The sequence below is a fragment of the Achromobacter sp. 2789STDY5608621 genome (assembly GCF_001299375.1).
Taxonomy (GTDB): Bacteria; Pseudomonadota; Gammaproteobacteria; order Burkholderiales; family Burkholderiaceae_B; genus Achromobacter; species Achromobacter insuavis.
The window spans coordinates 75,488-93,371 of sequence record NZ_CYTU01000002.1; the positions used below are offsets into that span (position 1 = coordinate 75,488).

The window sequence follows — 17,884 nt, forward strand, 5'->3', positions numbered from 1 at the left end:
CGGCGAAGGACCTGCGGACAGGTCCCCGGCCGGGCTGGAAATTACAGCGTGGCGCCGCCAACCGTACGGTTGCACGGGCACAGCTCGTCGGTCTGCAGACCGTCGAGCAGACGCAGGACTTCTTCCGGGTTACGGCCGACGTTCAGGTTGTTCACCGAAACGTGCTGGATCGTGTTGTCCGGGTCGACGATGAAGGTGGCGCGCAGGGCAACGCCAGCGCCCTTTTCACGCACGCCCAGCTGGTCGATCAGGGCGCCGGTGGTGTCGCCGAACTGGTAGTGACCCAGCTTGTTCAGGTCCGGGTGCTCACGGCGCCAGGCCAGCTTGACGAATTCGTTGTCGCTCGAGCCACCCAGCAGGACGGCGTCGCGGTCTTCGAAATCCTTGGCCAGCTTGTTGAAGCCGACGATTTCGGTCGGGCACACGAACGTGAAGTCCTTCGGGTAGAAGTAGATCACCTTCCACTTGCCGGGGAACGAGCTTTCGGTGATGTCTTCGAAAGCCGAGACGCCGTTTTCTTCGTGCTGGTTGAAGCCGGGCTTGACGCCGGTAACCTTGAAGGGCTCGAGTTTGTCGCCAACAGTTTTCATGTTTACTCCCAGTAGTTGTTGGTGGAATTAAGGCGGTGCCTCAAACCATAAATTCTACGCTATGGATTATCGTTGTCTAATTGATAATTCCTAAACTTCGCTTTGGGCAACTCTATGCGGGCGGTCAGTCCGCCGCCCTCGCGCGGCAGCATGCGCAGGGCGCCGCCGACGTGCTTGAGCAGGCGTTCGACGATCGCCAGGCCCAGGCCGGCGCCGCTGACGCCGGTGCGGGCGGCTTCGCCGCGCGAGAAGGGACGCAACAGGCGGTCGACGTCCTCGGGGGCGATGCCGGGACCGCGGTCGGATACCTCGATCACGATCATGCCGCCCTCAGCTTGCAGTGTCATGACCAGATGGGCCATGCCGTCGGTCGAGCGGCCATAGCGGCGCGCGTTCTCGATCAGGTTGCTGACGATGCGCTTCAGGTCCAGCGCGGTGATGCGGGCGCGCAGGCCGGGTTCGAGCGTGGCGTCCAGCTCGCCGCCCAGCGACGAGGTGTGGCTGCGCTCGCGCTCGTACAGCTCGGCCAGCACGGCGGAAATGTCGGTGGCCAGTTGCGGCAGGGTGCCGGCGGGACGGGCGTACTCCATCAGCTGGCCGATGCTGTGGTCGATCTGGCCGAGGTCCTCGTCGATCGCCTGGCGCGCGTCTTCCGACACGCCGCTCAGTTCGATTTCCAGGCGCATGCGCGCCAGCGGCGTTCGCAGGTCATGGGAAATGCCCGCCAGCATCAGCTCGCGGTCGGCCTCGGCCTGCCGCAAGTCCTTGGCCATGCGGTTGAACGAGGCGTTCAGGTCGCGGATCTCCAGCGGGCCCTGCTCGGGCAGGGGCGCCGGGGTCTCGCCGCGCGACAGCACCTGGGCCGCGCGCGCCAGCCGCGACAGCGGCCGGTTGACGAAGCCGACGCTGACCGCCGCGCCCACCAGGGACAGCAGTAGCGCCGTGGCGCCCCATCCCAGCCATTCGATGCCGCCGGTCAGCCCGATCTGCTCGCGCTCGAACACCAGCCAGTAAAGATCCTTTTCGATCTGGAAGCTGACCCAGAACCCGGGCACCTGGTTCACGCCCCAGGCGATCTGGGTTTCCGGGCCGAAGCGCGTGCGGATATGCTGCGCCACGCGCTGCCAGTAATCGTCGTCGGGAAGGGCTTCGGCGAAGTCGGTGACCTCGCGCGGATAGACCTGGATGCCTTCATTGGTGGCCAGGTCGAGCAGGAGCTTGCTGCGTTCGCCGTTATGGGAATAGATCAGCGCGGTGCGCGTGATATTGACGGCCGTGATCACCCGCTGCGCCATCTGATTGGCGCGCGGTCCCAGCTCCATGCTGAAGAAGACTTGTAGCCACGCCCCAAGACTGACCAGCATCAAGGCGGCCAGCAGCAGGAACGTGCGGCCGAACAAGCCAAGCCGCAGACGTGAAGTCAGGTTCCTGAAGGTTTTGCGCAAGCGGGGCACGAGGCTGCGCTCCTGCCCGGGGCGGGCGTATCGATCAACTACCACCGTCCGGCACAAACACGTATCCGAGACCCCAGACGGTCTGGATGAATACGGGCTTGGACGGATTCGGCTCGATCAGCTTGCGCAGGCGCGAGATCTGCACGTCGAGGCTGCGGTCGAAGGCTTCGTATTCGCGGCCGCGGGCCAGTTCCATGAGCTTGTCGCGCGACAGCGGAATCTTCGGGTGGCGGGCAAACACCTTGAGCACCGAGAATTCGCCGGTCGTGATGGGCACCTGTTCGCCGTTGCGCGTGAGCGTGCGGGTCGACAGGTTCAGCACGTAGGGGCCGAAGGCGATGGATTCGTTTTCCTGGCTGGGGGCGCCGGGATGTTCCTCGGTGCCGCGGCGGCGCAGGATCGCGTTGATCCGGGCCAGCAGCTCACGGGGATTGAACGGTTTGGACAGGTAGTCGTCCGCGCCCATCTCCAGGCCGACGATGCGGTCGATTTCTTCCGCCTTGGCCGTCAGCATGATGATGGGAGTATTGTCGTGGCCACCGCGCAGCCGGCGGCAGATGGACAGGCCATCTTCGCCGGGCAGCATCAGATCCAGCACGAGCAGGTCGAAGTGCTCGCGTTGCCAGAGTTTGCCCATCTCTTTGGCGTCTTCGGCAACGAAAACGTTGAATCCCTGCTCGGACAGATACCGACGCAGCAAATCGCGCAAGCGCGGATCATCGTCGACGACGAGGATTTTTCGGGTGGGGGTGGTGTTTTGCGTGTTCATGGCCGGAAATGTAACAGTGACAAGAACCAGCGGCTAGTGGGCGTTCACAAGATATTACACATTGCGAACCATGGTTGAAATCCCCCTTACATACGGGGGGAATCCCCCGGTATTTCGTACAATCTGCATCTATGGAACTAAACCTGCTGGCTCTGGAAACCTCTTCGTCGCGGTGCGGCGTGGCCCTTTTGCGCGTCTCCGACGGGCGGCTGGAGGTCGCCGTCCGCGAACACGAGGGCTCCCAGGAGCACGCGGAACGCCTCTTGCCGATGGCCAATGAACTGCTGGCCGAGGCCGGCCTGGCGCCTGGCGCCCTGCAGGCGGTGGCGTTCGGCCAGGGGCCGGGCGGCTTCACCGGGCTGCGCGTGGCCTGCGGCGTGGCCCAGGGCATGGCCATGGGCCTGGGCATCCCGGTATTGCCGGTGGTCTCGCATCAGGCCGTGGCCGCCCAGGCGGGCGGCGGGCCGGACGACGCCATCGTGGTGGCGCTGGACGCCCGCATGAACGAAGTCTATCTGGCGGTCTACCGCCAGGGCGCCGGCCCGACGGGCGAGCCCGTCTGGGACACCCTGCAGGCGCCGCTGCTGATCGCGGCCGCCGAAGTGGCGCCCTGGACGGCGCACCACCTGCCGGCCTGGTCGCGCGCCGCCGGGCGGCCGCTGCAGGCGCTGCTGGCGGGTGACGCCTGGGACGCCTACGCCGCCGAGATGACCATTCCCGCGGGCTGGCGCCGCGCCGCCGAGGCGCGGCGGCCCGAGGCCGCCAGCGTGGCGCGCCTGGCGAGCCAGGCCTGGCAGCGCGGGGAAACCGTGCCGCCGGAGCTGGCCGCGCCGCTGTACGTGCGCGACAAGGTCGCCTTCACCACCGCCGAACGCCTGCGCGGCGAGGGCGGCAATCCCAAGGCGCAGTCGACGCTGGCGCCGGTCTGCCCGCAGCCGCTGACCGACTCGGACCTGGACGAGGTCGTGGCCCTGGAGGCCAACGTCCAGGCCTTTCCCTGGACCCGCGGCAATTTCACCGACGCGCTGGCGGCCGGCTATGGCGCCTGGACGCTGCGGCGTGAGGGCCGGGTGGCGGGCTTCTGCATCCTGATGTTCGCCCCCGACGTGGCTCACCTGCTGGTGATTGCCGTGGCCCGCGACCTGCATCGGCAGGGGCTGGGCAGCGTGCTGCTCGACTGGTGCGAGCAGCAGGCGCGCGAACGCGGTCTCGAGGGCGTGCTGCTGGAAGTGCGTCCGTCCAATGTGTCGGCCGTCGAGTTCTACAAGGCCCGCGGCTACCTGCAGATCGGCCTGCGGCGCGGTTATTACCCGGCCGAGAAGGGCGGGCGCGAGGATGCGCTGGTGATGCAGAAGCGCCTGGACGCGCCTGTCGCCGCGGCGTCCGTGGGAGCGTCGGCGTGACGGCGCCCAATACCGTGCCGGCCTCGCCCGCGCCGCGCGTGAATCCGCTGCAGCGCCTGTGGCTGCGCGAGCTGGGCATGGAACGCCTGTGGCTGCGGCCGGCGCCGCAGCCGGTGGCCGTGCCCGCGCCGCAAGTCGTTGTTTCCAAAACGGATTCCCCAGTCGTCGAGCCGGCCGGCGCTGCCGCTGCGCCGGTGCGCGACGTTGCCGCGCCGCCGCCCGCGGCGGCGCAGCCGCAAGTCCAGACGCCCGTTGCCCGGGCGGCCGGCCCGGGACCGGGCCTGCGCAATGGCCCGCCTCCCAAGCCGGCGCCCAAGGCGGCGGTCGAGGAGGCCGCTCCGGCGGTCATTCCGGTCGCCGAAGCGGTCAAGAATGCCAATCTGGATGAATTGCGCGAACAGGTGCTGGCCTGCACCGCCTGTGGCCTGTGCGGCGGCCGGCGCCACGCGGTGTTCGGCCATGGCGGCCAGCCCACGCGCTGGCTGGTGGTGGGCGAGGCCCCGGGCGAGCAGGAAGACCGGCAGGGCCAGCCCTTTGTCGGCCGCTCCGGGCAATTGCTGGACGCCATGCTGTCCGCCGTCGGCATGAGCCGCGAGCGCGACGTCTTCATCGCCAACGTGATCAAGTGCCGTCCGCCGGGCAACCGCAATCCCAAGCCCGAGGAAATCGCCGCCTGCAGCCCCTACCTGATGCGCCAGATCGCGCTGCTCAAGCCCGAGCGCATCCTGGTGCTGGGCCGCTTCGCCGCCCAGACGCTGCTGGGCACGGATGCCACCATCGGCAGCCTGCGCGGCCGCGTGCACCAGATGAAAACGGATGAGGGGCGCGAGATCCCGGTGATCGTGAGCTATCACCCGGCCTACCTGCTGCGCAGCCCGGCCGAGAAGGCGCGGGCCTGGCAGGACCTGAAGCTGGCGGCCCGGCTGGTCTAGCGCCGCCGGGGCGTTGTCGGCCCCGGGCGCTGCCGGGGGACGGGGCGGGCCGCGCGGGCGGCGGCCGGCTTTTTACTGGCGCGAATGCGAGTGCGAGTCGAGCGCGTGGCCGTGGCCTTCCTGGCCGATCTGGTCGTGCAGTTCAGGGTTGTCCGTCAGGTTGCGTTTGCTCCAGCGCATGAACACCACCATCAGCACGGCGACGACGGTGCCGAAGATCACGATGATGACGTTGATGGGCAGCTGCAGCCACAGCAGCAGCGTGTACACGGCCACCATCAGCAGGATGTTGAGCTGCTCGTTGAAGTTCTGCACCGCGATCGAGTGGCCCGCCGACAGCAGCACGTGGCCGCGATGCTGCAGCAGGGCGTTCATCGGCACCACGAAAAAGCCCGCCAGCCCGCCGGTCAGCAACAGCAGCAGGTAGACGCTCCAGGGCGAGTAGACCAGCGGCATCAGCAGCACCACCAGGCCCATGGCCGCGCCCACCGGCAGCACCGACAGCGCGCGGCGCAGCGGAATGCGGCCGGCCAGGATCGAACCCACCACCGTGCCCAGGGCGGCCACGCCCATCAGCATGGAGGCCTTGTCCAGTTGGTAGCCCAGGTGGCTGCGGCCCCATTCGATGACGATCAGCTGCAGCGTGGCGCCGGCGCCCCAGAACAGGGTGGTGACGGCCAGCGAGATCTGGCCCAGCTTGTCTTTCCAGAGAACGCGGACGTAGCCCCGGAAGGTGCCCATCAGCTTGATCGGGTTCTTCTGCTGCGGCGGATAGCGCACGTGGGTGTGCGGGATCAGCAGGTTGCACAGCGCCGCCAGCAGGTAGACGAAGGCGATCACCAGGATGGCCGCCTCGGCCGGGGTGTGCACCAGCTTGCCGATGAAGGAATGTTGCAGCAGCGCCGTGGAGACCGTGGTCGAGATCAGCAGGCCGCCGAGCACCGTGCCCAGGATGATGGAGAAGACGGTCAGGCCCTCGATCCAGCTGTTGCCCTTGACCAGCATGCTGGGGGGCAGCATTTCGGTGACGATGCCGTACTTGGCGGGGGAGTAGGCGGCGGCGCCGATGCCCACCACGCCGTAGGCGGCGCAGACCAGGTAGGTCTGGTATTCAGGCGCCACGCCGATGCTGGCGTACGAGAACATCAGCAGACAGCCGGCCACTTTCAGGGCGTTGGTCGAGAACATCACGCGGCCCTTGGGGTAGGAGTCGGCGATGGCGCCGACGAAGGCCGCCAGCACCACGTAGGCCAGCGCGAAGGACCATTTCATGATCGGGGCCAGCCAGTCGGGGCCGTGCAGTTCCTGTATCAGGGCGATCGCGGCAATGAATAGCGCGTTGTCCGCCAATGACGAGAAGGCCTGCGCGGCCATGACCAGATAGAAACCTCGTTTCAAGAATGTCCCCGTACTTTGACCTGAGCCCGGTCGGTCTGCGTGAAAATTATGCGTCTTGCGAAAAAGTGTCAGCGAGTATAGCCCGTGACGGGGGGAGGGCTATTCAGCGTTTGCCCGCGGGTTGCGGTGGGTCAGTCGCGCGGCCGCCAAGGGGGCGGGCAGTCCCCGGCTTGACCTTTGCTCACGTTTGGGGACAGACTGCCTGCGGTATCATACGACCCATACGCAAGCCGGCCCTACACGGGCCGGTTTGCAATCTGTGCGGCAGGTCCGTTAACGCCTTTCGTTCAACCCACCCCGTCGTCATCGTACTGTGCGTCTTACTCAGCTCAAACTCGCCGGCTTCAAGTCCTTCGTCGATCCCACCGTGATTCCCGTGCCCAGCCAGCTGGTGGGCGTGGTGGGTCCCAATGGCTGCGGCAAATCGAACATCATCGACGCGGTGCGCTGGGTGCTCGGCGAGGCCAAGGCCTCGGAGCTGCGCGGCGAGTCCATGCAGGACGTCATCTTCAACGGCTCGGGCAACCGCAAGCCGGCGGCCCGCGCGTCGGTCGAAATGGTGTTCGACAACAGCGAGGGCCGCGCCGCCGGGCAATGGAGCACCTACGCCGAGATCGCGGTGCGCCGCGTGCTGACGCGCGACGGCACCAGCAGCTATTTCGTCAATAACCAGCAGGTCCGGCGCCGCGACATCCATGACATCTTCCTGGGCACCGGCCTGGGCGCGCGCGGCTACGCCATCATCGGCCAGGGCATGATCAACCGCCTGATCGAGGCACGCCCCGAGGAATTGCGGGTGTTCCTGGAAGAGGCCGCCGGCGTGTCGCGCTACAAAGAGCGCCGCCGCGAGACCGAAAACCGCCTGTCCGACACGCGCGAGAACCTGACCCGCGTCGAAGACATCCTGCGCGAACTGAACAGCCAGCTGGAAAAGCTGGAGGCCCAGGCCGAGGTCGCCACCCGCTACCGCGAGCTGCAGGCCGACGGCGAAAAGAAACAGCACGCGCTGTGGTTCCTGAAGGAAACCGGCGCGCGCGAAGAGCGCGCCAGGAAGTCCCAGGAAATGGCCCAGGCCCAGAACGAGCTGGAAGCCGCCATCGCCGGCCTGCGGGCCGGCGAGGCCGCGCTCGAATCCCGGCGCCAGGCCCACTACGCCGCCAGCGACGCGGTTCACACCTCCCAGGGCGCCCTGTACGAGGCCAACGCCCAGGTCAGCCGCCTGGAGGCGGAAATCCGCCACGTGGTGGATTCCCGCAATCGCCTGCAGGCCCGCCGCGACCAGCTGCAGCAGCAGATCGCCGAATGGACCAGCCAGCGCGAGCACTGCACCGAGCAGATCGCGCAGGCCGAGGAAGACCTGGCCGCCGGCGCCGCCCGCACCGAAGAGGCGCGCGCCGCCGCCGAGGACGCCCAGGCGGCGTTGCCGGCGGTCGAGCAGCGCGTGCGCGAGGCCGCTTCCGGCCGCGACGAGATGCGCGCCTCGCTGGCGCGGGTGGAGCAGAACCTGGCCCTGGTGGCGCAGACCCAGCGCGACGCCGACCGCCAGATGCAGACCCTGGAGCAGCGCCGCGAGCGCCTGCAGCAGGAACTGCGCGAATTGCACAGCCCCGATCCGGTGCGCCTGGAGCAACTGGCCGGCGACCGCGTCGCCGGCGAAGACCAGCTCGAGGAGGCCCAGGAAGCGCTGGCCACCCTCGAAGGCCAGATCCCCGACGCCGACGCCGAGCGCAGCCGCGCCCAGGCCGCCGCCCAGACCGACGCGCAGAACCTGGCGCGCCTGGAAGCCCGCCTGTCGGCGCTGGTGAAGCTGCAGGAAGACGTGCAGAAACAGGGCGCGCTGGAGCCGTGGCTGGCCAAGCACGAGCTGGCCGGGTTGTCGCGCCTGTGGCAGAAACTGCATATCGAACCGGGCTGGGAGACCGCCCTGGAAGCCGCCCTGCGCGAGCGCATGGCGTCCCTCGAGGTGCGCAGCCTGGATTGGGCCCGCGCCTTCTCCGAGGACGCGCCGCCGGCCCGCCTGGCCTTCTATCAATTGCCGGCCGCGGCTCCCGCGCCGGCCGCGCCCGCCGGCCTGACGCCGCTGGCCAGCCTGCTGCGCATCACCGATCCGGACCTGCGCACGCTGCTCAATGACTGGCTGGGCGGCATCTACACCGCCACCGATCTGGCCCAGGCCCTGGCCACCCGCGCCACGCTGCCGGCCGGCGCCGCCTGCGTGGTCAAGGCGGGCCATCTGGTCGATGCGCACAGCGTGCGCTTCTATGCCCCGGATTCCGAGCAGGCCGGCCTGCTGGCGCGCCAGCAGGAAATCGAAAACCTGCAGCGCGAGATCAAGGCCCAGCAGCTCATCACCGACCAGGCCCGCGCCGCCGTCGCCCGCGCCGAGGTCGCCTGGCAGCAGGTCAGCCAGGCCATCGCGCCGGCCCGCCAGCGGGTCGCCGAAGTCACCCGCCGGGTGCACGACATCCAGCTGGAGCACTCGCGCCTGCAGCAGCAGGCCGAGCAGTCCGGCCAGCACGCCTCGCGCCTGCGCCAGGACCTCGAAGAGATCTCGGCGCATGAAGAAGACCTGCGCGCCACCCGCGAAGAGGCCGAAGCCCGCTTCGAGGCGCTCGACGAGGAACTGGCCGAGCACCAGTCGCGCTTCGCCGACGCGGAAATGGACGGCGAGACCCTGGCCGCCCAGGCCGAGGCCGCCCGCACCCGCCTGCGCGAGCTCGAACGCGCCGCCCAGGAAGCCGAATTCGCCGAGCGCGGCATCCAGGTCCGCATCACCGACCTGCAGCGCAACCGCCAGCTGGCGGCCGACCAGAGCCAGCGCGGCGAGGTCGAACTCGAACAGTTGCTGGCCGACCTGGTCGACCTGGACGCCTCGGCCTCCCAGGCCGGCCTGCAGGACGCCCTGGAATTGCGCGCCGAGCGCGAAGAGGCGCTGTCGCGCGCGCGCCAGGAAATGGAAAACCTGGCGGCCCTGCTGCGCGGCGCCGACGAAGACCGCATGCAGCAGGAGCGCACGCTCGAGCCGCGCCGCGCCCGCATTACCGAATTGCAGTTGCAGGAACAGGCCGCGCGCCTGGCCGAAGAGCAGTTCACCGAGCAGCTCAACGCCCGCGAGGTCGACCGCGAGGCCCTGGCCCAGGACCTGGCCAACCAGCCCGACGAATGGCGCCGCGCCAGCTGGCTGCAATCGGAAGTCACGCGCATCTCGCGCCAGATCGAATCGCTCGGCTCGGTCAACCTGGCCGCGCTGGACGAACTGAACACCTCGCGCGAGCGCAAGGGCTTCCTCGACGACCAGCACCAGGACCTGATGACCGCCATCGAGACCCTGGAAGACGCGATCCGCAAGATCGACCGCGAAACCCGCGACCTGCTGCAAGAGACCTTCAACGTCGTCAACGGCCACTTTGGCGAGCTGTTCCCGAAGCTGTTCGGCGGCGGCGAGGCCAAGCTGACCATGACCGGCGAGGAAATCCTCGACGCCGGCGTGCAGGTCATGGCGCAGCCGCCGGGCAAGCGCAACAGCACCATCCACCTGCTGTCGGGCGGTGAAAAGGCGCTGACCGCCACCGCGCTGGTGTTCGCGCTGTTCAAGCTGAACCCCGCGCCGTTCTGCCTGCTGGACGAGGTGGACGCGCCGCTGGACGACGCCAATACCGAACGCTACGCCAACCTGGTCGCCAACATGAGCGAGCAGACCCAGTTCCTGTTCATCTCGCACAACAAGATCGCGATGCAGATGGCCAAGCAACTGATCGGCGTCACCATGCAAGAGCAGGGGGTTTCGCGTATCGTTGCGGTAGACATAGATTCGGCCGTCCAGATGATGGCCTCCGAAGCGGCATAAACCAATATTCAGAATGGCGCCGGCTTCATGGCGCGGGATTTACACATGAGTGATTTGCAGATCGGGCTGATTGCCCTGGGCGTCTTGCTGATACTGCTGGTGCTGGGCTTCAACTGGTGGCAGGACCGCCGCGTCCGCCGCAAGATGCAAAGCCATTTCCCCACCTCCGAGCAGGATCCGCTGCTGGGCGCGGGTGCCGCAACGGCCGCCGCCGCGGGCGGCGCGCCCGTGCGCCGCGAGCCGGGCATGGGCGACGCGCCCAAGGCGCACCCCGAGCAGCCCAAGCCGGTCGATCCGGGCAGCGATGCCGACGACGCCGAGGAACCCGATCCCGCCTGCGAGGTGGTCATCGAGATCAACTTCGCCGAGCCGGTGCGCGGCGCCGACCTGCTGCCCTACATGCAGAGTCTGCGCCAGGTGGGCCGCAAGCCCATGCGCGTGTTCGCCGAAACCGATCAACGCCGCCACCGCGCGCGCGTGCACACCGGCGAATCGTATGCCTCGATGCAGCTGGCCGTGCTGCTGGCCAACCGCAGCGGCCCGCTGACCGCCATCGAATGGTCGCAGGCCTGGGCCCGCGCCCAGGACATGGCCGAACGCTTCGACGCCACCATCGAAGGCCCCGACCAGCAGGCCGTGCTGGAACAGGCCGCGCGCCTGGACGACACTTGCGCCGCGCTGGACACCCAGGTCGGCCTGACGCTGCTGCTGGGCGCCGCCCAGCCGGCCGCCGAGGTCCTGAGCGTCGCCCGCGACGCCGGCTTCGTCGCCGACGGCAACCGCCTGGCCTGGCCGGCCGAGAACGGCGTGGCCCGTTTCACCCTGGCGCGCGCCGACGGCGCCGCCTTCGACGCCGGCATGGGCGGCATCGAGCGCCTGTACCTGTTGCTCGACGTGCCCTGCAGCCCCGCCGACAGCCGCGCCTTCGGCCGCATGGTCGACGTGGGCCGCGAGCTCGCCGCGCGTCTGCGCGCCGATCTGGTCGATGACCAGGGCAAGCCCCTGGCCGACGGCTCGGAAAGCGTCATCGACGAACGGTTGCAGGTGCTGTTCGGCCAGCTCGAGCAGGCTGGCCTGCCCGCCGGCAGCGAGCGCGCCCAGCGGGTGTTTGCATAATGAGCAAGGCCGGAGGGACCCCCGCGGCGGAAACCGCGGCGCGCCTGCGCGCGGAAATCGAGCAGCACAACGTCCGCTATTACGTCTACGACGACCCGTCGATCTCGGATGCCGAGTACGACCGGATGATGCGCGAGCTGCAGGATCTGGAAGCCGCCCACCCTGAACTGGTCACGCCGGAATCCCCGACCCAGCGGGTGGGGGCGGCGCCGGTATCGGCCTTCGGCAGCGTGCGCCATGCGGTGCCGATGCTGTCGCTGGGCAACGCCTTCGACGAGGAAGACGTGGTGGCGTTCGACCGCCGCGTCACCGACACGCTGCGCGGCGCGGGCCTGCTGGGCCCGGCGCAGCAGGCCGAATATTTCTGTGAACTGAAGCTCGACGGCCTGGCGATCAGCCTGCGCTACGAAGACGGCCGGCTGGTCCAGGCCGCCACTCGCGGCGATGGCCAGACGGGTGAGGACGTCACGTCCAACATCCGCACGATCAAGGCGATCCCGCTGCAGCTGACCGGCCCGGCGCCCAAGGTGCTGGAGGTGCGCGGCGAAGTGCTGATGAACCGCGCCGATTTCGAGAAGCTCAACGCCGCCCAGGCCAAGCGTGGCGAGAAGGTCTTCGTCAATCCGCGCAACGCCGCCGCCGGCAGCCTGCGCCAGCTCGACCCGCGCATCACCGCCAAGCGGCCGCTGCGCTTTTTCGCCTATGGGTGGGGGGAAGTGCAGGGCCTGCCGGGCAGCCAGAGCGGATTGTTCGACGAGGCGCCGGCCGGCGCGACCGACGCCGCCGCGACCCTGCCCGAAAAATCGCACGGCGCCATGCTCGACTGGCTGGCCGCGCTGGGCCTGCCGGTCAACGTCAAGCACAACCATCGCGCCACCGGCGCCGAGGGCCTGATGGCCTTCTACGCCAAGGTCGGCGCCTTGCGCCCCGAATTGCCCTACGACATCGATGGCGTGGTCTACAAGGTGGACTCGCTGCCGGCGCAGAAGCTGCTGGGCTTCGTGGCGCGGGCGCCGCGTTTCGCGCTGGCGCACAAGTTCCCGGCCGAAGAGGCCACCACCACGCTGCTGGACATCGAGGTGCAGGTCGGCCGTACCGGCGCGATCACGCCGGTGGCCCGGCTCAAGCCGGTGTTCGTGGGCGGCGTGACCGTCACCAATGCCACGCTGCACAACGAGGACGAGATCCGCCGCAAGGATGTGCGCATCGGCGACACGGTCATCGTGCGGCGCGCCGGCGACGTGATCCCCGAAGTGGTGGGCGCGGTGCTCGAGCAGCGTCCCGCCGACGCGCGTGAATTCGTCATGCCCAAGGCCTGTCCGGTCTGCGGCTCGGCGATCGAGCGCCTGGAAGACGAAACCATCGCCCGCTGCACCGGTGGCCTGTTCTGCGCCGCGCAGCGCAAGCAGACGCTGTGGCACGCCGCCAGCCGCAAGGCGCTCGACATCGAGGGCCTGGGCGAGAAGCTGGTGGAGCAACTGGTGGACAGCGGCCGCGTCAAATCGCTGGCCGACCTGTTCAGCCTGCGTCCGCTCGAGCTGGTGGGGCTGGACCGCATGGGCCAGAAATCGGCCGACAATCTGGTCGAGGCCATCGACAAGGCGCGCGCCCCGGCGCTGGGACGCCTGCTGTTCGCGCTGGGCATCCGCCACGTGGGCGAGACCACGGCGCGCGACGTCGCCCGGCATTTCGGCAGCATCGAGGCCATCATGGACGCCGACGAGGACGCGCTGTCCTCGGTGCCGGACGTGGGGCCGGTGGTGGCGGGCTCGATCCGCCGTTTCTTCGCCGAGCAGCACAACCGCGAGGTGATCGACCAGCTCAAGGCGCAAGGCGTGCACCCGGTGGCCGAGACCGTGCCCGAGGACACCACGCTGGCCGGCAAGACCTTCGTGCTGACCGGCACGCTGCCCAACTGGACGCGCGAGGAAGCCTCCATGCGCATCCAGGCCGCGGGCGGCAAGGTCAGCGGCTCGGTGTCCAAGAAGACCGCCTACCTGGTGGCCGGCGAAGACGCCGGCAGCAAGCTGACCAAGGCCCAGGAACTGGGCGTCACGGTGCTGGACGAGGACGCACTGAAGGAACTGCTGGGCCTGTCCTGATCGCGTCGAGGCCGCGCCGTCGGCCCGTCGCCCGGCCCTGTCGAACAGGCCGCCCGCCTTCTGGCGCGCGGCCTGTTTTTCTTGCCGGCGCGACCGTCGTCATCTTCTCCCGGCGTTTCGCGCGGACAAAAAAAAACCGCCCGCGCAGGGCGGGCGGTTCTCGCGGGAAGACGCCAGATTTACTGGATCTTGGCCTTTTCGCGCAGTTCCTTCTGGTAGTCGGCCAGGGTTTGCTGGCGCAGCATTTCTTCCAGTTGCGGACGGACCTGATCCAGCGGCGGGAATTCCACCGGGCGGGTGTCGTCGACCATGATGATGTGCCAGCCGAACTGGGTCTGGACCGGCTTGTCGACCAGTTGGCCCTTCTTGAGCTGGGTCACGGCCTGGGCGAAAGGCTGGACGTAGTTGGTCGGGGGAGCCCAACCCAGGTCGCCACCCTTTTCGGCGCTGCCGGGGTCCTTCGAGTTCTTCTTGGCCAGGTCGTCGAACTTGCCCTTGTTGCTCTTCAGCTGGGCCAGCAGGTCGTTGGCGGTCTTTTCGTCTTCGACCAGGATGTGACGGACCTTGTATTCCATCTTGCCGGCCTGTTCTTTCTTGATCTTGTCGTACTCGGCCGTGACCTTGGCGTCCGACACCGGGTGCTTGGCCAGGTAGTCGGCCATCAGGGCGCGGACCAGGATGCCTTGGCGGGCCAGTTCGATTTCCGTCTGGACGTCGGCCTGCTTGGCGATGCCGCCGGATTCGGCGGCTTGCACGAAGACCTGGCGGTTGATCATTTCCTGCTTGACCTGTTCACGCAGCTGGGGCGAATCGGTGGCGCCCTGGCTGACCAGCAGCTTGACGAATTGATCCAGGCTCTTCTGCGGAATGGCCTTGCCGTTGACGGTGGCGACGTTCTGGGCAAAAGCGGGCACGGCGATGACGCAGGCGGCGGCCAGCATGACGATGCGTTTCATGAATATCCTTTTACTTTCTATTTGGGAGCCTGGGCGTCTAGCGCAAGCGCATGAATCGGATAGGGGATCAAATCTTGCAAATGATGATACACCAGCCGATGTCGCGCCACGGCGGTCAGTCCTGCAAAACAGGATGCCACGATATGCACGCGATAATGGCCGGCGCCGTTTTTACTGCCTTCGTGACCGGCATGCAAATGCGAGTCGTCAAGGATGTCCAGGGAAACCGGTTCCAGGACGGCCAGGCGCTCGCGGATCAGGGCGATGCGGTCGGTGGTCTCAGACATGGCGTCGATCGTAAAGTTCCGGCGCGCGGGGCGCGCCATGAGGGGAGGGAGCCGGGCGTTCACGCCCGGCAGCAGGGTGTCAGGGCTTGGGCGGCGCGCCCGGGCCGTCCTCGGCCTGGATGTGCTTGCCCAGCCAGAGCGACTGGCCGATGACGAAGACGATCATCAGGCCCATCAGGCCGAAGGCCTTGAAGCTGACCCACTGGGATTCGGTGAAGTGCCCCGAAAACGCCACATAGAGATTGATGGCGCCAGCGAACAGGAAGAAGCCGGCCCAGATCAGGTTGAGCTTGTCCCAGGCCGCGTCCGGCAGCTGGATCTGCTTTTCCATCAGGCGGCGGATCAGGTTGCGGCCGAACAGCAGGCGGGCGAACACCAGCGCGCCGCCGAACAGCCAGTACAGCACCGTGGGCTTCCATTTGATGAAGACGTCGCTGTGCAGCCAGATGGTGGCGCCGCCGAACACCAGGATCACGGTCAGGTTGATCCAGTGCATGGCTTCGGTCGGCCGGCCGGTGACCTTGAGCCAGACGATCTGCAGCACCGCCGCCGCCATGGCCACGCCGGTGGCCACGAAGATGTCGGTGAACCGGTAGGCCAGGAAGAACAGGAACAGCGGAAAGAGGTCGAACAGGAACTTCTTCATTCTTCTATGGGTTCGAACGTCATCGACAGGGAGTTGATGCAATAGCGCAGGCCGGTGGGCTCGGGGCCGTCCGGGAAGACGTGGCCCAGGTGCGCGTCACAGACGTTGCACAGCACCTCGGTGCGCACCATGCCGTGGGTGGTGTCGCGTTCCTCGCGCACCAGTTCCGGGTCGAGCGCCTGGAAATAGCTGGGCCAGCCACAGCCGGCGTCGAACTTGGTGTCCGACGCGAATAGCGCCGTGCCACAGCCCACGCAGCGGTAGATGCCCGGGGTGAAGGTATTCCAGTAGCGCCCGGTGAACGCGCGTTCGGTACCCTTTTGGCGGGTGACGACGTATTCTTCCGGGGACAGCTGGGCCCGCCATTCGGCGTCGGTTTTGCGTACTTTATCCATATCAGCTCTTGGAGTCCCGATGCCCGAAATGGTTCGGGCATAATCCCGCCCCATGTTAATCGAGTTTGACCAGGCGATTGTATCGACGCCCCAGACCACAGTGTTGCGCGGGGTGAGCGTGGCGCTGGCCGGGCGCCGGGTCGGCATCGTCGGCCCCAACGGCGCCGGCAAGAGCACGCTGGCGCGGCTGGTCAACGGCCTGGTGCTGCCGACCTCCGGCAGCGTGCGCGTGGGCGGCCTGGATACCCGGCATGAATTGAAGGCGGTGCGCCGCCAGGTCGGCTTCGTGTTCCAGAACCCCGAGAACCAGATCGTCTTCCCGATCGTGCGCGAGGACCTGGCGTTCGGCCTGAAACACCTGGAACCCGAGCGCGCGCAACGCGAGGCCCGCATCGAGGCCGCGCTGGCCGACCTGGGCGTGGCCCACCTGGCGGACCGCACCAGCCACACCCTGTCCGGCGGCGAGCGCCAGCTGGTGGCGCTGGCGGCGGTGCTGGTGATGCGGCCGGGGCTGGTGGTGTTCGACGAACCCACCACCCAGCTGGACCTGCGCAACCGCAACCGGGTGCGCGACGCCATCGCCGCCATGCCGCAGGACGCCATCGTGGTCAGCCACGACCTGGCGCTGCTGGAAGACTTCGAGCGGGTGCTGGTGATCCAGGACGGCGCCATTGCCGCCGACGACCAGCCGGCCGCCGCGCTGCGCTGGTACCGGAATCACTGCGCGTGATCGAGCCCTTATATATCCCTGGCGACTCGCCGCTGCACCGGCTGCCCGCCGGCCTGAAGCTGCTGGCGCTGGCCGCGGCCGGCGCCGGGCTGTTCCTGGTGCGCGATCCCGCCCTCCTGGCGGGCGCCTGCGCGGTCGCCGGCCTGCTGCTGTGGTGCGCCGGCGCCACGCCCGGCGGCGTCTGGCGCCAGGTGCGCGGCCTGGTCTGGGTGTTGCTGGCCGTCGGCGCGTTCACGGCCTGGTTCCAGGGCTGGCGCGAGGCGCTGGCCGTACTCCTGCGCATCGCCGCGATGGTCGGGCTGGCGCTGGCGGTGACGCTGTCGACCCGCAGCTCGGATCTGATCGCCGTGTGCGAGCGGGTGCTGATGCCGCTGCAGCGCATCGGCCTGCTGGACGCGGGCAAGGTCTCGCTGGCGTTGGCGCTGGCCTTGCGCTTCGTGCCCGAGATATGGCGCAATTTCCACGAGATCCGCGAGGCCCAGGCGGCCCGCGGGCTGGGCGCCAACCCGGTGGCGCTGATCGTGCCGCTGGTGGTGCTGACGCTGAAGCGGGCGCAGGAAGTGGCCGAGGCCATCGACGCCCGCAGCCTGTGACGTTCCGACTGCCTTCCTGATTCCCCCGTCCCGCTAGATAGAAAGGGCATTGCAATGAAATCCAACAACACTGTGCTGGTGGCGCTGTTCGCCGCGCTGATCGTGGTGCTGAGCCTGATTCCGCCGATCCCGCTGCCGGGCATTCCCGTGCCGATCACGCTGCAGACGCTGGGCGCCATGCTGGCCGGCGCCATGCTGGGGCCGGGGCGCGGCGCGCTGGCCTGCCTGCTGTACCTGGCGCTGGCGGCCATCGGCCTGCCGGTGCTGCCGGGCGGGCGCGGCGGCCTGGGGGCGTTCTTCGGGCCGACCGGCGGTTTCCTGGTCGGGCTGGTGGCGGGCGCGTTCGTGACTGGCTGGCTGGCGCGGCGCCTGGCGGGCAGGGCGACGGGCTTCGGCGGCCAGCTGGCGGGCTGCGCCATCGCCTGCGTCATCGGCGGCATCGCCGTGGTCTACGCCTTCGGCGTGCCCTGGCTGGCGACGGTCACCAAGATGGGGCTGGCCAAGGCCGCGCTGGCGGTGGCGGTGTTCGTGCCGGGCGATCTGATCAAGGCGGCCCTGGCGGCGTGGGTGGCGACGCGGGTCGAGCGGGTGTGGCCGATGCGCGGCCGCTGAACGCCGCGCGGGCGGTCGTGGTCCAAGGGAATCCCCCAACTGACGCCCGCGAGG

The 17,884-nt window shown here is 68.4% G+C and carries 16 protein-coding genes; 8 read left to right on the forward strand and 8 right to left on the reverse strand.

Translation table 11 applies throughout. From position 1 onward, the window contains the following. Window positions 1-41 precede the first annotated feature (41 nt). The 3 genes from AOZ53_RS02800 to ompR are packed head-to-tail and all read right to left on the reverse strand — an operon-like array spanning window position 42 to window position 2,813. Window positions 42-590, reverse strand: coding sequence for a peroxiredoxin (locus AOZ53_RS02800; RefSeq protein ID WP_006389231.1), 549 nt, complete (start codon window positions 588-590; stop codon window positions 42-44). A gap of 59 nt (window positions 591-649) precedes the next feature. Then, complete coding sequence (locus tag AOZ53_RS02805; RefSeq protein WP_006389232.1) at window positions 650-2,044, reverse strand: sensor histidine kinase RisS; 1,395 nt, start codon at window positions 2,042-2,044, stop codon at window positions 650-652. A 34-nt stretch (window positions 2,045-2,078) separates the two neighbouring features. Continuing rightward, window positions 2,079-2,813 (reverse strand): response regulator transcription factor RisA, encoded by a 735-nt coding sequence (gene ompR / locus AOZ53_RS02810; protein WP_003813882.1) that lies wholly within the window; start codon window positions 2,811-2,813, stop codon window positions 2,079-2,081. Window positions 2,814-2,944: 131 nt separating this feature from the next. Between ompR and tsaB the strand changes: the two genes are divergently transcribed. Both tsaB and AOZ53_RS02820 read left to right on the forward strand, forming a co-directional pair. Continuing rightward, window positions 2,945-4,216: a tRNA (adenosine(37)-N6)-threonylcarbamoyltransferase complex dimerization subunit type 1 TsaB gene (tsaB, locus tag AOZ53_RS02815; protein WP_054486793.1), complete on the forward strand. Its 1,272-nt coding sequence runs from the start codon at window positions 2,945-2,947 to the stop codon at window positions 4,214-4,216. After that, window positions 4,213-5,148 carry a uracil-DNA glycosylase gene (locus tag AOZ53_RS02820; RefSeq protein WP_082385486.1) on the forward strand — a complete coding sequence of 312 codons (936 nt, stop codon included), beginning with the start codon at window positions 4,213-4,215 and terminating at the stop codon, window positions 5,146-5,148. The genes tsaB and AOZ53_RS02820 overlap by 4 nt, the downstream gene beginning before the upstream one ends. 72 nt (window positions 5,149-5,220) lie before the next feature. On the opposite strand, the gene lplT is transcribed toward AOZ53_RS02820, so the two are convergent. Continuing rightward, window positions 5,221-6,546, reverse strand: coding sequence for a lysophospholipid transporter LplT (gene lplT / locus AOZ53_RS02825; RefSeq protein ID WP_054474941.1), 1,326 nt, complete (start codon window positions 6,544-6,546; stop codon window positions 5,221-5,223). Window positions 6,547-6,859: 313 nt separating this feature from the next. On the opposite strand from lplT, the gene smc reads away from it, so the two are divergent. From smc to ligA, 3 genes are read left to right on the forward strand one after another with little or no spacing between them, the layout of a single operon-like run. Then, window positions 6,860-10,393: a chromosome segregation protein SMC gene (gene smc, locus AOZ53_RS02830; RefSeq protein WP_054486794.1), complete on the forward strand. Its 3,534-nt coding sequence runs from the start codon at window positions 6,860-6,862 to the stop codon at window positions 10,391-10,393. Window positions 10,394-10,438: 45 nt separating this feature from the next. Continuing rightward, window positions 10,439-11,509 (forward strand): cell division protein ZipA C-terminal FtsZ-binding domain-containing protein, encoded by a 1,071-nt coding sequence (locus AOZ53_RS02835; protein WP_054486796.1) that lies wholly within the window; start codon window positions 10,439-10,441, stop codon window positions 11,507-11,509. Continuing rightward, entirely contained in the window at window positions 11,509-13,611 is a 2,103-nt protein-coding gene (gene ligA, locus AOZ53_RS02840) for an NAD-dependent DNA ligase LigA (protein ID WP_054486798.1), read from the forward strand. The genes AOZ53_RS02835 and ligA overlap by 1 nt, the downstream gene beginning before the upstream one ends. A gap of 179 nt (window positions 13,612-13,790) precedes the next feature. Here ligA and AOZ53_RS02845 read toward each other — a convergent pair whose 3' ends face one another. From AOZ53_RS02845 to msrB, 4 genes are all read right to left on the reverse strand, one after another. Further along, entirely contained in the window at window positions 13,791-14,567 is a 777-nt protein-coding gene (locus AOZ53_RS02845) for a peptidylprolyl isomerase (protein WP_006393432.1), read from the reverse strand. A 17-nt stretch (window positions 14,568-14,584) separates the two neighbouring features. After that, entirely contained in the window at window positions 14,585-14,854 is a 270-nt protein-coding gene (locus tag AOZ53_RS02850; protein ID WP_054460648.1) for a BolA family protein, read from the reverse strand. 79 nt (window positions 14,855-14,933) lie between these two features. Beyond that, the gene (locus tag AOZ53_RS02855) at window positions 14,934-15,500 is read right to left on the reverse strand and encodes a septation protein A (RefSeq protein ID WP_054429635.1); all 567 of its coding nucleotides are present in this window, start codon (window positions 15,498-15,500) and stop codon (window positions 14,934-14,936) included. Next, window positions 15,497-15,895: a peptide-methionine (R)-S-oxide reductase MsrB gene (msrB, locus tag AOZ53_RS02860; protein ID WP_054429633.1), complete on the reverse strand. Its 399-nt coding sequence runs from the start codon at window positions 15,893-15,895 to the stop codon at window positions 15,497-15,499. The genes AOZ53_RS02855 and msrB overlap by 4 nt, the downstream gene beginning before the upstream one ends. Window positions 15,896-15,947: 52 nt before the next feature. On the opposite strand from msrB, the gene AOZ53_RS02865 reads away from it, so the two are divergent. Genes AOZ53_RS02865 through AOZ53_RS02875 form a run of 3 tightly spaced genes read left to right on the forward strand, consistent with a single transcriptional unit; the run spans window position 15,948 to window position 17,830 of the window. Beyond that, a complete protein-coding gene (locus AOZ53_RS02865; RefSeq protein ID WP_054474945.1) occupies window positions 15,948-16,625 on the forward strand; it encodes an energy-coupling factor ABC transporter ATP-binding protein in 678 nt (225 codons plus the stop codon). Then, on the forward strand, window positions 16,622-17,218 hold the full coding sequence (locus tag AOZ53_RS02870) for an energy-coupling factor transporter transmembrane component T family protein (protein WP_054474946.1): 597 nt from the start codon (window positions 16,622-16,624) through the stop codon (window positions 17,216-17,218). Before AOZ53_RS02865 ends, AOZ53_RS02870 begins: the two co-directional genes overlap by 4 nt. A 54-nt stretch (window positions 17,219-17,272) precedes the next feature. Then, window positions 17,273-17,830, forward strand: coding sequence for a biotin transporter BioY (locus AOZ53_RS02875; RefSeq protein WP_054429628.1), 558 nt, complete (start codon window positions 17,273-17,275; stop codon window positions 17,828-17,830). The last annotated feature ends 54 nt before the right edge of the window (window positions 17,831-17,884 follow it).

Coding starts and splice junctions, on each gene's coding strand:
- AOZ53_RS02800 (WP_006389231.1), bottom strand. CDS start 590: ATGAAAACTGTTGGCGACAAACTCGAGCCCTTCAAGGTTACCGGCGTC.
- ompR (WP_003813882.1), bottom strand. CDS start 2,813: ATGAACACGCAAAACACCACCCCCACCCGAAAAATCCTCGTCGTCGAC.
- tsaB (WP_054486793.1), top strand. CDS start 2,945: ATGGAACTAAACCTGCTGGCTCTGGAAACCTCTTCGTCGCGGTGCGGC.
- AOZ53_RS02835 (WP_054486796.1), top strand. CDS start 10,439: ATGAGTGATTTGCAGATCGGGCTGATTGCCCTGGGCGTCTTGCTGATA.
- ligA (WP_054486798.1), top strand. CDS start 11,509: ATGAGCAAGGCCGGAGGGACCCCCGCGGCGGAAACCGCGGCGCGCCTG.
- AOZ53_RS02845 (WP_006393432.1), bottom strand. CDS start 14,567: ATGAAACGCATCGTCATGCTGGCCGCCGCCTGCGTCATCGCCGTGCCC.
- AOZ53_RS02850 (WP_054460648.1), bottom strand. CDS start 14,854: ATGTCTGAGACCACCGACCGCATCGCCCTGATCCGCGAGCGCCTGGCC.
- AOZ53_RS02855 (WP_054429635.1), bottom strand. CDS start 15,500: ATGAAGAAGTTCCTGTTCGACCTCTTTCCGCTGTTCCTGTTCTTCCTG.
- msrB (WP_054429633.1), bottom strand. CDS start 15,895: ATGGATAAAGTACGCAAAACCGACGCCGAATGGCGGGCCCAGCTGTCC.
- AOZ53_RS02865 (WP_054474945.1), top strand. CDS start 15,948: ATGTTAATCGAGTTTGACCAGGCGATTGTATCGACGCCCCAGACCACA.
- AOZ53_RS02875 (WP_054429628.1), top strand. CDS start 17,273: ATGAAATCCAACAACACTGTGCTGGTGGCGCTGTTCGCCGCGCTGATC.